This is a genomic window from uncultured Psychroserpens sp. (genome assembly GCF_947500255.1).
Classification (GTDB): Bacteria; Bacteroidota; Bacteroidia; order Flavobacteriales; family Flavobacteriaceae; genus Psychroserpens.
Map to the genome: position 1 here is coordinate 338455 of NZ_CANMRL010000001.1, position 14358 is coordinate 352812.

Annotated in this window: 17 protein-coding genes; 11 read left to right on the forward strand and 6 right to left on the reverse strand. The window is 32.8% G+C overall.

What is annotated here, in order from left to right; translation table 11 throughout:
• Window positions 1-7: 7 nt before the first annotated feature.
• The 6 genes from Q0783_RS01345 to Q0783_RS01370 are packed head-to-tail and all read right to left on the reverse strand — an operon-like array spanning window position 8 to window position 5834.
• On the reverse strand, window positions 8-481 hold the full coding sequence (locus Q0783_RS01345; RefSeq protein ID WP_298754765.1) for a phage tail protein: 474 nt from the start codon (window positions 479-481) through the stop codon (window positions 8-10).
• A 27-nt stretch (window positions 482-508) separates the two neighbouring features.
• Window positions 509-1426 (reverse strand): hypothetical protein, encoded by a 918-nt coding sequence (locus Q0783_RS01350; RefSeq protein ID WP_298892663.1) that lies wholly within the window; start codon window positions 1424-1426, stop codon window positions 509-511.
• A gap of 19 nt (window positions 1427-1445) precedes the next feature.
• Window positions 1446-2363: a hypothetical protein gene (locus tag Q0783_RS01355; protein WP_298754762.1), complete on the reverse strand. Its 918-nt coding sequence runs from the start codon at window positions 2361-2363 to the stop codon at window positions 1446-1448.
• A 38-nt stretch (window positions 2364-2401) separates the two neighbouring features.
• A complete protein-coding gene (locus tag Q0783_RS01360; RefSeq protein WP_230934074.1) occupies window positions 2402-3811 on the reverse strand; it encodes a phage tail sheath C-terminal domain-containing protein in 1410 nt (469 codons plus the stop codon).
• A 27-nt stretch (window positions 3812-3838) separates the two neighbouring features.
• Window positions 3839-5176 (reverse strand): hypothetical protein, encoded by a 1338-nt coding sequence (locus tag Q0783_RS01365; RefSeq protein WP_298892666.1) that lies wholly within the window; start codon window positions 5174-5176, stop codon window positions 3839-3841.
• Window positions 5169-5834, reverse strand: a complete 666-nt coding sequence (locus Q0783_RS01370; RefSeq protein WP_298892668.1) for a DUF4255 domain-containing protein — start codon at window positions 5832-5834, stop codon at window positions 5169-5171. The genes Q0783_RS01365 and Q0783_RS01370 overlap by 8 nt, the downstream gene beginning before the upstream one ends.
• Window positions 5835-6048: 214 nt before the next feature.
• On the opposite strand from Q0783_RS01370, the gene glp reads away from it, so the two are divergent.
• From glp to Q0783_RS01425, 11 genes are all read left to right on the forward strand, one after another.
• A complete protein-coding gene (gene glp / locus Q0783_RS01375) occupies window positions 6049-7224 on the forward strand; it encodes a gephyrin-like molybdotransferase Glp (RefSeq protein ID WP_298892670.1) in 1176 nt (391 codons plus the stop codon).
• A gap of 7 nt (window positions 7225-7231) precedes the next feature.
• Window positions 7232-7570, forward strand: coding sequence for a winged helix-turn-helix domain-containing protein (locus Q0783_RS01380; RefSeq protein ID WP_298892672.1), 339 nt, complete (start codon window positions 7232-7234; stop codon window positions 7568-7570).
• Window positions 7567-8310: a sulfite exporter TauE/SafE family protein gene (locus Q0783_RS01385; protein WP_298892674.1), complete on the forward strand. Its 744-nt coding sequence runs from the start codon at window positions 7567-7569 to the stop codon at window positions 8308-8310. The genes Q0783_RS01380 and Q0783_RS01385 overlap by 4 nt, the downstream gene beginning before the upstream one ends.
• Complete coding sequence (locus Q0783_RS01390; protein WP_298892676.1) at window positions 8311-8895, forward strand: molybdenum cofactor guanylyltransferase; 585 nt, start codon at window positions 8311-8313, stop codon at window positions 8893-8895. It abuts the gene before it with no gap.
• Window positions 8879-9112 (forward strand): MoaD/ThiS family protein, encoded by a 234-nt coding sequence (locus tag Q0783_RS01395; protein ID WP_298892678.1) that lies wholly within the window; start codon window positions 8879-8881, stop codon window positions 9110-9112. The genes Q0783_RS01390 and Q0783_RS01395 overlap by 17 nt, the downstream gene beginning before the upstream one ends.
• A 5-nt stretch (window positions 9113-9117) precedes the next feature.
• Window positions 9118-10194, forward strand: a complete 1077-nt coding sequence (locus Q0783_RS01400) for a HesA/MoeB/ThiF family protein (protein WP_298892679.1) — start codon at window positions 9118-9120, stop codon at window positions 10192-10194.
• A complete protein-coding gene (locus Q0783_RS01405) occupies window positions 10194-10640 on the forward strand; it encodes a molybdenum cofactor biosynthesis protein MoaE (protein ID WP_298892681.1) in 447 nt (148 codons plus the stop codon). Before Q0783_RS01400 ends, Q0783_RS01405 begins: the two co-directional genes overlap by 1 nt.
• 3 nt (window positions 10641-10643) lie before the next feature.
• Entirely contained in the window at window positions 10644-11555 is a 912-nt protein-coding gene (gene moaCB, locus Q0783_RS01410) for a bifunctional molybdenum cofactor biosynthesis protein MoaC/MoaB (protein ID WP_298892683.1), read from the forward strand.
• A gap of 2 nt (window positions 11556-11557) precedes the next feature.
• Window positions 11558-12565, forward strand: coding sequence for a GTP 3',8-cyclase MoaA (gene moaA / locus Q0783_RS01415; protein ID WP_298892686.1), 1008 nt, complete (start codon window positions 11558-11560; stop codon window positions 12563-12565).
• A 153-nt stretch (window positions 12566-12718) separates the two neighbouring features.
• A complete protein-coding gene (locus Q0783_RS01420; protein ID WP_298892688.1) occupies window positions 12719-13741 on the forward strand; it encodes an XdhC family protein in 1023 nt (340 codons plus the stop codon).
• Window positions 13738-14319, forward strand: coding sequence for a nucleotidyltransferase family protein (locus tag Q0783_RS01425; RefSeq protein ID WP_298892690.1), 582 nt, complete (start codon window positions 13738-13740; stop codon window positions 14317-14319). Before Q0783_RS01420 ends, Q0783_RS01425 begins: the two co-directional genes overlap by 4 nt.
• The last annotated feature ends 39 nt before the right edge of the window (window positions 14320-14358 follow it).

Sequence of the window (14358 nt, forward strand, 5' to 3'; positions counted from 1 at the left end):
AATACTACTATCCCTTTGCTTCAAGAATGGTTAAGCCTTCGTGCACAAGTTCCATGGTTTCAATTGCAACCTCATTGGCATCTGCTTTTAAATCTGTAGATTGTACTTTACTAGGCCATGCATTTTCTAAAACCCATGTAATTATTGCCTTATGGTTTTCATCTAACAAGCTAATCGTAACAGCTCTTCTAAATTTAGATCTTGTACTGTTACCCTCTTGGAAGTAATATGTTTTTTGCCATTCTTTATAAAAGTCGAAGTCGCCTTGAAACGTACCTCTTTTAAGTGTTACATTACTATACTTGGTGAGTCCAGGCTGTTTTGTTTTACTTAATTTTACATTGTCACCTTCTCTATATTCTATCACTTCTGTTTCGAAATCTAATCCGCTTACTTCTGTAAATCCAATACGAAATTTATCACCCCATTCTACTTTAAAATGAAACTTTGGTAGTGGATAATCTATTTTTTTTTCTGCCATGATATTATTTTTTTATTGTTTTTAATTTTATTTGCCTTCTGCAGCTTTTGCCGCTTTTATTGCTTCTGCTAGACTATTTTTTCTTGATAGAGCATCATCGCTTTTCTTTTTCTTTTTTGTCCAATCCTCTTTAAACTTATCAGTTTTAACAATTGCGATATCTAGGTTACTTTTTGTATTTTTAAAGTAGTCGCTTTTATCAATTGGCATTGTTGGTTGAGGCTTTTTAGCTTGTGCATCGCAAGGGTAAGATTCAGAATCATCGTCATCTGAAGAGCAACTAGCTTCCTCTTTTATATTACCGTTAAATTCATCTAAGATTTTCTTCAGTTTAAAACGTAACCCTTGTTCGTCACAGATATATGCAAAAAGGAGATTGGCGCATTTCAGTGCGTCTATAAGCTTACATAAAAGATCATCTTGGAGTTCACACACCATTTTAATTTTCTCTTCGTAAGCTTTCACACAATTAATAGCGGTTTCTTTGTCTTGGACTTTGACGTCTTTAACACAATTTATTTCTTTGATTAGTTTGGCAATAAGAGCTTTAAGTTGATCTTCTCCATTTTCATAAGTATACAAAAGATCAAAAATTGATTTCACTTGACAAAGCAGTTTTTCTAAAGCCTTACTGGTACATTCTGCATTTTTACAAACTTCTATAACTTGTCCATAAAAGAATTCAAGTTCAATAACAATGTTATCGGCTTTTTCATTTGACTTTTCGATGAGATCTAGCCATTTGGTTAATTTATCTCTCCAATTATAGGAATTGTCATACTTTTCTTTTGCTTTTTCTGATTCTGCAGACTTCTCGCTGTAATCATTACTTGCATCGGTTAATTGCTCTTCCCATTGTGTTAAGCAATTTTTATCACCATTACCTCCGTTGCTTTGGTCATCTTCACAACAGGTTTTGTTGTTCAAAAATTTTATCATGCCCATAATTCTATTTTTTTATTTATTAATCTTTATCTACGCTTTGTTGCTTATTTTTTCCAGAATAATGATCGTCATCGTCGTCGCAATCTCCTTCATCCTCACATTCACATAAAATATCTAAATCGTCTTCTTTACATTCCCCTTTACAAATAAATAGTCGAGTGTTTTCTAATCCTTGACTCTTACTTCCTTCTGCAAGCATGGTGCAGTTAACTTCTGCTAATTCTTCAACAATTACATTTAATTCATCGCGATAAGTGATCACATCTTTTTCGGAAGTTTTTATATTTTCAGTGATACAATCATTTAGTATTTTCATGGTATCCATAAGCTTAGTTGCAAAACTTTTAAGACCACCAGTATTTGTAAATGTTTGTATTCCTGCAATATTCACTACACCGTTGAATGCATTTTGCCCTTTACACGCTAATTCGGAAGTTTTCTCAGATATAGTAGTCAGTGTTCTAGAGACATCTTTAACTTCTTTAGCGACACTTGAACCTTTACTCCCTTTACCCCTTTTAGGTTTTGGAATAATGCATTCTTTTACGCAATTAACCATAACACAAGCGGCATCATTCGCTTCGTTTATTTTGATCCGCAAATCATTGATAAGCTTTGAAGATTCATTTATAAGCTTTTCAAGGTCATCGTCTTTTTTACAATAATCATCAACACTTTTTTGAATAATCCCTGCCTTCGTATAGTTTTTTAAAACTATACAGCTCATTAAATCTTGATATAGATTATGAGTTTCTTCTGCTTTATTAAGACAGCATATTTTATAACCACGAGAGCTTTCTTTAGACTCTCTTTTTGTGTCATTAGCTTTATATAAACTATCTGCAGCTTTTTTCTCGTTTTTGATATATTTCAGCTTTTCACAAATCTTTTTTTCAGGATTTTGCAAATCGCTATCATTACCATTTGTATTTGCCATTTTACTATTGTTTTAAATTTATTTATCGTCTTTTAATATTACTCTGATAGCATTTTATGACTAAATCTTAAAATGATAAACTCTGCAGGTCTTACTACAGCCATTCCAATTTCAACTATCATTCGTCCTTCCCAAATGTCTACTTCATCCATAGTTTCATTTAATCCAACTTTTACATAAAAAGCTTGCTCTGGAGTAGTTCCCATTAAAGCTCCTGCTTTCCACTGTTGTACTAAGAAATTATCTATCATTGATTTAACTCTGACCCAAGTATTGAGATCGTTAGGCTCAAAAACGAATTGTACCGATGCTTTTTTTACAGATTCTTCGACCATATTGAAAAATCTTCTAACAGAGATATATCGCCATTCATTACTATTACCAGCCATAGTTCTAGCTCCCCAAACAATGGCATTACCTCTACCAACAAAGGAGCGTATAACATTAACTGATTTACCTGCATTAACATCTACATTTAAGCTTTCTTGTTGTTTATCTGTAATCTTTATAACTGGTTTAATTACATAATCCATGTTGACATTGGCAGGTGCTTTCCAAACACCACGCGAAGAATCTACATTTGCATATATTCCAACAATTCCAGGTGACGGTGGCATTTCCATTGGCAGATTTCGTATCGAATTTTGTGCTTGAAAGTAGAGTGCATTATTTTTAGTTTTTAATTCTTCTAATGTTCCATTTAAAGAACCGTCACCTCCTTCGTGCACAATTGTTACTCTAGCATCTCCTATTCCTTCTCCTCCATAATAGTAATCTAGTATAGTCTCTACATTTGGAAAATATGTTGCTCCGTACTTAATTGTATTTTCTTCTGGAGGCGTATTATTTCGCATCGTTTCAATATTTGCCAGTAGATCTGGTTGAGTTGGATCTAACCAAATATCCATTACTGTAAACCGATCTTTTAATTCTTCACACATGTCCATCGATTCTCCAAAAAGATTATAGAAATCTGAAAAATTATCTATACCCTGAGAATCAGGATAAACATAAAGTGTTACTTCATCTACTTTTTCTGTGGCATCTAAACCTTTTTTAAGGTCGGCAAAACTCACTATTCCAGTAGTGTAATCTCCTACTGAAACAATCCAGCATGGTCCTCCACCATTAGCAAAAAACATTTCTAATGAATATTTCATTATATACTTTGCTCTGTCTGTAATAGATGCTTGTACGTTTACGGGTGCACCTGGTGTTTCTTTAATAAGTACTGAAAGATTTTCTTCTGGAACGGCTTTACCAAAAAAACGTTCATATTCTAACATAGAACTAATTCTTTTGGGCTCATTAAGTAGCGAATTTCCTCTTTCATCTAAAGCCTTATCAGTATATCCAATGAAAGCAGGAATTGCAGTTTCTACCTGTGCAATTGACGGTGGGAGTTTAGGGATTTCTTCAATATAAACTCCTGGTGTTTTGTAATTCATAATGTCATTTTTGTTTTAAGATTAATTTCAACTATTTACTAATCTGTTTGATTTATTAATATAGATTTCAGAAAACATTCTTTTCCCTTCTACCTTCAATGAAGATGTTCTAGGATGAGGTAATATTTTCTCATTGGCTCCACTTATAAAAGGCACTAACGCTTGTGTTAATCCTTTTGGCTTTTTAGAAATTATTTTTTTTGTTGTTGGCTCAAATACCACATGTGGGTTGAGATCACCAGTGACATCTGCAGCTTTAAAATTAGCTTCATTGTTATATCTCCAATACGTTTTTCTGTTTTTAAGTCTAAGCTCATAAACTGGATGCGATATGTACTCTCCCGTATTTTCTGTTCTAGTTTTGAGATATCCTTCTACATCCAAGAGACTAAATGGAGAGTCTGTTTCGTCTAAGCGAATATCTATAATGCCTAAGTGATTTTTATTATATAAGTTATCATTTAGATGCACTAAATAGCTGATTTCAGGACCTCCATTTTCTTTAATCTTCAAGTTGTAAAGCCCTTCAGGAATTGCTATTGGATTTTCAATAGTTTCATCTATCATTTCAAAATTCAAAAGGATATTTTGGAGAGGATTAGCACTACTTTTAGTAATTGATTTTATTAGGTTATCGTCTTGGTCTTCTAATACAATTTGTAGTTGCGTTATGTTTTGTTCTTTTTTAATAGGATAGTTGAAAATAGGTGGCAACAAAATCCTATCAGCATTAGTAACATAACGCTTGTCTTTGAGTTTTCCCCAAAAACTCAGATTACTACTGCTAGTCGTTGTAAATTCCAAAGCTTCTCTTAATCCAGTTCCAAATTTCACCAAAGCTCCCATTTCATAATGCATACCACTTTGATGATTCTTTGCCTCTATTGATATAGGTAAAGTTTTATAGTTGGGGTCAGCTTCAATAAACTCTTCTTTGCCTTTATTTGTGAAATAGTAAATAGCTGGTAAAGTAGGCCTCATACTTATATTGGTCATACTTAGAAAATTAGCTACTGCTATACGTATTGAAAAAGTGAGACTAAGTGTATCCGGAAGTTTAAAACGAGGTTTATAAACTTTAGCTCCCAACTTTAGCTCTTCCCTTACTTCTATTCCTATTAAAAATCCGAGTGTTGTTGTTTTGTAAATCAGTTTAAACTCACTCAAGGTTTTTTTGGTAGCTTCTGTAGGTTGTATCTCTAAAAAATCTGCAACATTATACGCTTGCTGATTTATCATGTTCTTAATTAGTGCCTCTTTTTCTGCTTTGGGTTTTTCAAAAAAGGAAATGCCATCTGATGAGATCAAATAATAATCATGAAGTAGATTGACTTCAAACAAACGTTTGTAAAGGAATTCACTCATCACATTCTGCATTAGTTACTAAAACATTATTCTTAATTTCTTCAATAACTGGAGCTTCAATACCAGAAGTTTCTTGAATTTTAACCAACCTTACTTTATACATAGCGAAAGGCACTTGTTTACCTCCTAAGGAACCCCATAAATGATTAATTTGCTCAAAAGTTAAAGTGTATAACTCAACATTTAATTTGATCTCATCTCTTAACTCGTTTGTAATCCAATCATCTTCTACACCTGGTTGATCTATGGAGATTTGACTAAAAGGAGAATTTTTAACAGTAAAGGTTTTTTTTGCTTGAAAGAACTGTAAGACTAAGGACAATCTATGTAAAGGAAATTCGTAATTATCGGCAACAGGCTTTTCTTTTTGAGTAGCAGATATTAAAACGTAAAGATTTAAATGTACGGCAGGCTCCATATATTTTATACCTGTGTTGGTCTTAACAATATGACTGCCATTTTTTAGAGTACTTTCCTCTTCTATATTGACCAAGGTAATAATGACACTATCCTTTAATTCTACTATAGTATCATTATCCATTGAGGCTATATTGCCAAGAGCAATTCTATCTTTTGTAATACCATCACCCGACCTTTTGTTTTGGACGATGTAATCACTTAATTCATCTCTTAATAATTTGAGCGCAAGAGCAATCATATTTGTTTATTTTCTGAAGTTTATTTATCACGAAAAACTTGGAGTTTAAGGTATTCATAATGAAGAGTTTAGTCAATCCCCATTTTTAGGGATTTATGAATCTCCCATTTTTTAAATAGAAATCAAGCGGGATTTCTAAATCGTTTTTACAAACCGTTATATTTATAAAGAAATAACGCTATATTTAGAAACATATAACAATAAAGAATTGTAATTGATTAGTATTAAAGAAGCATATAATAAGATAATAGAGACCATTGAACCATTGAAAGGATCTAGAATGACTCTAAGTAACAGCAGTGGTTATTTTCTATCTAAAGATGTTATTTCTTCTATCAATATGCCTCCTTTTAGACAATCTGCTATGGACGGTTTTGCAATACATATTCATGATTTAGAATCCTACCAACTAATAGGAGAAATCAAAGCAGGAGACAATGATCACCCTATTTTAAAACCTGGAGAGGCTATACGCATATTTACTGGTGCAGCAGTTCCTGATACTGCAAATGCTGTGATTATGCAGGAGAAAGTTACTGTCGTAGATAGTAGCATTGTAATACATGGTGACATAAATAAAGGCTTGAATATTCGCCTTTTAGGGGAACAAATAAAATCAGGGGAAACGGCCTTAAAAAAAGGAACTCAGTTAACACCTGCCGCTATTGGTTTTTTAGCGTCATTAGGAATTACAGAAGTTTCAGTATACAAAAAACCATCTATTGCTATAGTTACTACAGGTAATGAGCTTGTTGCGCCTGGTACAAATTTGCAATATGGGCAAATTTACGAAAGCAATGCTATCATGTTAGTATCGGCTTTACAAGTACTTGGGTTTTCTGATTACAACACGTATAAAGTTGAAGATAATTATGACAACACGTATAGTCTATTACAAGATGTTATCTCTAAATATGATATTGTTTTAATAACTGGAGGAATATCTGTTGGCGATTATGATTTTGTTGGTAAAGCTTTAAAAGCTTTAAATGTCAATGAGATTTTTTATAAAGTAAAACAAAAGCCTGGCAAGCCTCTGTTCTTTGGTAATAAGAACAAGACAACCATCTTTGCTTTGCCAGGAAATCCAGCTGCTGCACTCAACTGTTTTTATATTTATGTTTATACGGCACTTCAGTTACTAAGTGGAAATTCAACTTTTCAGTTACCTAAAACAGAAAAAAAATCAACATCAACTTTTACTAAAAAAGGAGATCGACCACAATTCTTGAAAGCAGTAATAAAAGAAGAATCTGTCACCATATTGGATGGGCAAAGCTCTGCCATGCTCCAAACGTTTGCATTGGCCAATGGATTGGTTTTTTTACCTGAAGAAATCATGCAAGTTAATATTGGAGATACTGTAAATGTAATAACACTACCTAATTAATAATAGCATGAATTACAAAATAAAGAGTAGAATTTGGATTGAAGCCGACAATAATGTTTTCCTTGGTGAAGGAAGGGTACGATTACTTAAAGCTATTGACACTGATGGTTCCTTATCTAAAGCAGCTAAAAGCTTAGAAATGTCTTATAAAAAAGCATGGACATTATTAGATGCTGTTAATAAATCTGCTACTAAACCAGTAGTTATTACAAGTGTTGGTGGGAAAAACGGAGGTGGCGCAAAGCTAACACCTTATGGCAAATCGTTAATAATAGCTTTTGATACAATCAATAAAGGTTGCTGGAAATATTTAGATAAACACTTAGATAAAATTAATAGCATATGATGATATATACTTCATATAATATATTATTCTTAATAATCTTGCCTGTTGTTGCATTTCTATATGCAAGTGTAGGTCATGGTGGCGCAAGTGGCTATCTAGCTTTAATGGCCTTATTTTCATTTGCACCAGACATAATGAAGCCAACAGCATTACTGCTTAATTTATTTGTCGCTGCTATAGCATTTTACCATTACTATAAAGCTGGATACTTTAATGCAAAACTGTTTTTGTCATTTGCGGTTGCATCAATTCCTACAGCTTTTATTGGAGGCATGCTTGAAATTGATGCATCGATTTACAAAAAAATATTAGCAGCACTATTAATTTTCGCCATCTTAAAAATGCTAAATGTCTTTGGTAAAGAAAGTTCGCAAATCAAGGATGTAAAAGTTTGGCAAGGACTCGTAGTCGGAGGCGGTATCGGTTTTTTCTCTGGTCTTATTGGAATTGGAGGTGGTATTATTTTAAGTCCAATAATTCTATTATTACACTGGGGAAAAATGAAAGAAGCCGCTGCAGTATCTGCACTTTTTATTTGGGTAAATTCAGTAGCGGGATTAGCAGGTCAGTTTAGCAACGGACTTACATTAGATAGTCAATCATTTTTACTTGTTGGTATTGCGCTTGTTGGTGGTTTCTTTGGAAGTTATCTAGGAAGTAAACAATTTAATAATAAACTGTTACGCTATATGCTTGCTATTGTTTTAATCATTGCTTCAGTTAAATTAATTATAATATAAATGTTAAACCAAAGTAACATCACAGCAATTATCTTAGCAGGAGGCAAAAGCTCACGTATGGGTTATGAAAAAGGTCTTGTTATGTACAAAAACAAACCATTTATTGCCCACGTTATTCATGCTGCTGAGACTTTGGTTAATGAGGTCATTATCGTAAGTAACAATAAGAACTATGATCAATTTAATTTGAAACGGGTTAATGATATAATGATAAATACAGGGCCTTTAGCAGGTTTATATTCTGGGTTATACCATTCCACAACCGAAGACAACCTTGTGTTAAGCTGTGATATTCCATTAATAACTAAGGAATTACTAGAACAGCTTATTAGTGATGTTTCTGTTGAAGATGATATTGTACAGGTTTCAGTTAAAGATAGAACAAACCCCTTATTAGCTGTATACAAAAAACGCTGTATGATGTCTTGTTTAAAAACAATAGAATCTGGAGAACGTCGCTTACAAACCTTTGTAAACCAACAAAAAACAAAGACTATTATTCTGAAATCGTCACTAGAGAAATATTCACAAAACATAAATACACGAGATCAATTAAATCTGTTATACAATGAAATTGACAATTAAATATTTTGGAATGTTAGCGGAGATTACAGAATGTACAGAGGAAACTATTACATTTTCTGAAGACACTGTTTCTGAATTACTAAAGATGCTCCTTGCTAAATACCCAGCACTTGAAAAAAAAGAATTTCAAGTAGCTCAAAATCAAACTTTGGTTTCAGAAGACACTCAAATTTTAAATTCTGAAATTGTACTATTACCACCTTTTGCTGGAGGTTAAAGACTATGAGTAGATATAGTAGACATATTATTTTAAAGGACATCGGCATTGATGGTCAAAACAAACTTAATCAGGCTAAAGTTTTAGTTATTGGCGCTGGTGGCTTAGGCTGTCCTGTGCTTCAATATCTAGCGGCTGCTGGCATAGGTCATATTGGTATTATAGATTTTGATATTGTGGAAGAATCAAACCTGCAACGCCAAATCCTCTATGGAACGTCTAATTTAGGGCAGCAAAAAGCCATCGCAGCAAAACAACGACTAAGTGATTTAAATAACACTATAACTGTCGAAGCTTTTACAGAAGCCCTTACACCTCAGAATGCATTACATTACTTTTCTAACTACGATATTATTGTCGATGGTACAGACAATTTTGAAACTCGTTACCTTATAAATGATGCTGCCATATTAACTAATAAACCTATTGTATATGGTGCTATCTATAAATTTGAAGGACAGGTATCTGTTTTTAATTATAATAATGGACCAAGTTATCGATGTCTATTTCCCAATCCTCCAAGTGAAAATGACATTCCCAATTGTTCTGAAGTTGGTGTTTTAGGTATTTTACCTGGAATTATTGGAACTATGCAAGCCAATGAAGTTATTAAAATCATTCTCGGTTTTAAAAACGTTCTGTCTGGAAAGCTCTATTGCTACAATTCGAAAACCACACAAACATTTACCATTGACATTAAAAAATCTACTACCGAATTTGAGAAGGTTAAATCCAAAAGAGATTACTTTGAAGAACAATATTATAGCAAAACCTGCAACCTTACTGTAAAAGAAATAACCATAGATGAAGCTTTACAAAAAGAAAACATCTTGTTTATTGATGTGCGTGAACTTAATGAGTTACCAAAAGCTAACAGATTACATCATATAAAAATACCGTTGAGTACAATAAAACAGGAACTTCATAGTATTGATAAAACAAAAACCATAATAATGTTTTGTAAATCTGGAATGCGAAGTAAAAAAGCCGTTTCTATTTTACAAGAACAAGATATTACTAATTGTTATAGTATAAAAAATGGTATAACCGCCATTGAGAACTATTTTAAAATACATGTATAATGAACAAAGAACGTAAACCTAAAGCAGTTTTTATAGAAGGGGCTATTTCGGCAGAATTTATAGGAAATTCTATTGCTAAGCATCAAACAAAAACCACTATTGGTGCTCATGACATCTTTTTAGGACAGGTGAGAGCAGATATTATAGATGGAAAGACCATTAAAGCTATTGAATATACAGCTTACGAAGAGATGGCTAACGAGAAATTTCATGAGATTCGTGAAGCAACCTTTAAAAAATTCAACCTTACTTGTATGCATATTTATCATAGCTTAGGAAAGGTAAATGCAGGAGAAATCTGCCTATTTGTATTCGTTTCTTCTCCAAGACGTGTAGAAGTTTTTAATGCTATAGAATATTTGGTTAACACAATTAAAGAACAAGTTCCCATTTTTGGTAAAGAGATTTTTGAAGACCAAAGCCACCAATGGAAAGTTAATAGTTAAAAAATGGTAGATATAACACACAAAATAAATACGTTAAGGATTGCAACTGCTCAAGCCATTGTAAAAGTGAGTACCTTGGATACTATTAAAGCAATAGAAAACAAAACAGTACCAAAAGGTGATGTTTTTGCTATGAGTAAAGCAGCAGGTTTGTTAGGCGTTAAAAAAACACCTGACCTACTTCCAGACTGTCATCCATTACCAATAGAATTTACAGGTATAGACTATGACATCAATGGTTTAGAAATTACAATTCTTTGTACGATAAAAACTATTTACAAAACTGGAGTCGAAGTAGAAGCCATGCATGGCGCAAGTATTGTTGCGTTAAACATGTATGATATGCTAAAACCTATTGACAAAGGTGTTGAAATTCATCATATCAAATTATTAAATAAAAAAGGCGGAAAATCTGATTTTAAAGATCATTTCAGAAAAGATATAACAGCTGCTGTTGTTGTGTGCTCAGATACCATTTCGGCAGGACAAAAAGAGGATAAAGCTGGAAAAGCTATTATTCAAAAATTAGAGGATTGCGATGTTGCGATTTCAGACTATACCATAATTCCTGATGAAATAGATCGCATTCAACAAAAAGTAAAACACTATCAAGAACAACATATAGATTTGGTCATTTTTACTGGAGGCACAGGATTATCTAAACGCGATGTCACACCAGAAGCTTTAGAGCCGCTATTAGACAGAACCATTCCTGGTATAGAAGAAGCTATTCGTAGTTACGGACAAGAAAGAACACCATATGCTATGTTATCTCGAAGCGTTGCAGGAACGTATAAAAATTGTTTGGTATTAGCTTTACCTGGCTCAACTAATGGTGCTAAAGAATCTATGGATGCTATTTTTCCATCACTGTTGCATATTTTCAGAATATTTAAAGGCGCACGTCACGATTAAACATGAAAAAAGTAAATCCTATTTTAATAGACACCTATAAACGAGAGCATACATATCTTCGTATTTCTCTTACCGAACGTTGTAATTTACGATGCACCTATTGCATGCCTGCCGAAGGCATTCAGTTATCACCAAAATCACATATCATGTCTTTTGATGAAATCTACACCATTGCCAAAATATTTGTAGATCATGGCGTGACAAAAATTAGACTTACTGGAGGAGAACCTTTGGTTAGAAAAGATGCTCATATTATTTTAGAAAAATTGGCAACACTTCCTGTTGAACTAGCCTTAACTACTAATGCTGTGAATCTAGAACGTCACATTGAAACGCTAAAAAACTGTCACATAAAAAATATCAATGTTAGCTTGGATTCTTTAAATGCTGAAAAGTTTAAAGAGATTACAAGACGGGATTATTTTGATAAAGTGTATAACAATATTCTATCATTAGTTGCAGAAGGGTTCAATGTAAAAATCAATGCTGTTTTAATGAAAGGATTTAATGACAATGAAATCATCGACTTTATAGAACTAACTAAAATATTACCTATTACTGTTCGGTTTATAGAATTTATGCCTTTTGATGGTAACAAGTGGGATATCAAAAAAATGGTCTCATTAAAAGAAGTATTAGATATCACAACTGATAGCTTTTCAAAAGAAAAACTCATACGATTAGATGACGCTAAGAATGACACATCCAAAAATTATAAGATTAAAGGCTACAAAGGTTCATTTGCAATCATAAGCTCTGTCACTAATCCGTTTTGTGATTCTTGCAATAGACTTAGATTAACTGCAAACGGTCATTTAAAGAATTGCTTGTTTTCTGCTGAAGAATCTGATCTATTAACAGCGCTTAGAGTAGGAAAATCTATCGATAATATCATTAAGAAAGCTATTCGCTTAAAAGCCAAAATGAGAGGTGGAATGGACACACTCGAAAAGCTAAAAACACCTGATCTACACTCAAAAAATAGAAGCATGATTACTATTGGAGGATAGATAATCATGCTATAAGTTTTAATTAGTGTGAATACGTTTTTATTTGCTCTTGCTTTTAAAAAGTGTTGGTTTAATAGTAGCAGACAAAATCTTATTTAGTTTTATAATATTCAATAAAACTGTATTTTAGTAGGCATTCAGATAATAAGATCTATGACACACGAATTCAAAGACATTGTTTACAAAGCTAAGATCAATCAGCAAAACAGATTAAAAAATGTCCTTGCCACTGTAGTATTTCTCGAAGGATCGTCCTACAGAAAACCTGGAGTAAGAATGCTCATTTCTGAAGATGGCACAATGGTTGGCGCTGTAAGCGGTGGTTGTGTAGAAAATGAAGTTAAACGACGTGCACAATCCGTATTTGTAGATGGAAAACCTAAAGTCATTACTTATGATGGACGCTACCGATTAGGCTGTGAAGGTATATTGTATATCTTGATTGAACCATTCTATATTTCTGATGACTTCTTGAAAACATTTCAATCGAGCTTAGACTGTCGGGATACTTTTAAAATTGAATCTTATTTCAAAAAAGAAGATGAAGCCTATGGTAATTTCGGAAGTGTGTTTCACGTCAATACCAATACTAATTTTACGTTTTCAGAAACATTCAAACCTAAACACTCTGAAACGACACAACTCTTTTCTCAAGATTTAAAACCTAGTCTTAAATTACTCATTATTGGCGGTGAACATGACGCGGTTAAGTTATGTGCTATGGCAAATTTATTAGGCTGGGAAGTTGATATCATAACGTCTATAAAAGATCCTAAGTTATTATCTGATTTTCCAGGTGCCAAATCAGTCACTGCGCAAACTCCCGAAATAGCTGATCTCAAAATAGATACTGAAACAGTTGTTGTATTGATGACTCATAATTATGTTTTAGATTTAAAATATTTGATCAAGTTAGAGCCATTACACCCTCAATATATTGGCATTATTGGTTCATCTAAACGTAGAAATCAATTACAAAATGAACTCATGAATTATGTCTCAGAGTTATCTGAAACATTTCTTGAACGTATACATAGTCCAGCCGGATTACATATTGGCGCCATAACTCCTGAAGAAATTGCCTTGTCAATTCTTGCCGAAATTTTATCTGTTATACGAAAAACTGAAGTGATGCCGCTAAGAACCTTTGCGAATAAAATGTCTAAGGAACAATGAAGGTTGCCATTTTAATTCTAGCAGCTGGTAGTTCAAATAGAATGGGAACGGCGAAACAATTATTAACTATTGGTCATACAACACTTATAGGAAAATCTATCGAAACAGCTTTACAATCTAATGCCAACGAGGTGTTTTGTGTATTAGGTGCAAATGCTGAAAAAATTCGTAAATCTATTAATTCATATAAAGCAAACGTTATCATTAACACGAATTACAATAACGGATTAAGTTCTAGCATTATAGCTGGATTAGATCATATTGAAAATCTAAACTTTGATGCTGTTTTAATAACACTTGCAGATCAACCTCGTATTGATGTCAATTATCTAAATGTATTAATTGATAGTTTTAATCAAAATTCTTCAAAAATTTCTGCATCAGATTATCAAGATAATATTGGCGTACCTGCTATTTTTCCAAAGACATATTTTAAACAGTTAAAAAGACTTGAAGGAGATAAAGGCGCAAAAAATGTCTTGAATTCCAATAATAAAAATGTTATTAAAGTCAATTGTAATACGTTATTAGATATAGATACACAACAAGACTATCTCGATTTCTTAAAATCGTTATAAAAAATTAATACACTACGATTTTCCAGCAAATATTTTATA